Genomic DNA, 951 nt, shown 5'->3' with positions numbered 1-951 from the left:
ATTCTGCATTGTTATACCCAATCATCTTTTTTACCCTTGTGATTAATATGAGGTTTGTCCAAAAGATTAACAGATAGCTTTTAGTACTCATTCAAGTAAAAATGGCACGATTGTTGAGAAATATAGATAGAAGTGATCAAATTTTTTATAAAAGAATGAGTCAATTGAAAATATTAGTAGTATATTTTGATCAATCTTTTTTTCAAAACATGTTCTTTTCTTTTGTTCGTTTATAAAGATTAATAATATTGTTTCAATTAAACATTATTTCAAAGCTACATCTATACGGACAAAAAACGAACAAAAATCGGACAAATTCCGGACAAAATGGGTACCATTTTGGGCACCTTTTTATTTTTATATTGGCGGTAATATTTTCTTATCAGCTAGTTACCTGGCTGGTAGGAGACGCATCTTTTCTTTAACTCCTTTATCAATGGTGCACTCGGATGGATCGAATGGCGATGAAGGTTACCAGCTGTACAGGGGGAGTAACCGGAGCCTAGCAGGATTGCGCACGATCGTCATGGGGATGCAGTTGGTGAAAGTCCAATGCAAGGCGTGGTGCAATAAGGGCCTGCCGTTTCCACAATCCTAGCTATCCTCCTGGGAGATTGAATGGATACGGAGAACCTAAAAAAATATAAAAGCAAATAGCGCAAGGCGGTGCTTATTGAAAGGGAGATAAAAATGAAGATGAAAGAGCACTTATCTGCAGCTGATAAAGAGAAATTAGCTGCTGTTTCTGCTGAAGAGAAGTTATCCAGAAGAGATATTTTAGAGCTTATGGGCACCAAACGGGATACATATAAGAGAGTGAGAGGGAGCATGAGAAGGAAGTAAGACCAGCAACCGATTCTACGCTTATATAGCTTTTGGAGCGTCTACACTTATCTGGACAGAAAAATTAAGGTCACGTACACTTGACCTAAAACAGATGAGGAGCTCCAA

1 protein-coding gene is annotated in these 951 nt (G+C 37.6%); it reads left to right on the top strand.

All coding sequences use genetic code 11. The features are described from left to right. The first annotated feature begins 690 nt into the window (after positions 1 to 690). Entirely contained in the window at positions 691 to 843 is a 153-nt protein-coding gene (locus ACH0BF_RS25065) for a hypothetical protein (protein WP_340856893.1), read from the top strand. Positions 844 to 951: the final 108 nt, after the last annotated feature.

The organism is Pseudobacillus sp. 179-B 2D1 NHS (assembly GCF_045370945.1).
GTDB lineage: Bacteria > Bacillota > Bacilli > Bacillales > Domibacillaceae > Pseudobacillus.
Note: the sequence above shows the minus strand (reverse complement) of the source record. Positions and strands in the feature narration are given on the sequence as shown.

Coding starts and splice junctions, on each gene's coding strand:
- ACH0BF_RS25065 (WP_340856893.1), top strand. CDS start 691: ATGAAGATGAAAGAGCACTTATCTGCAGCTGATAAAGAGAAATTAGCT.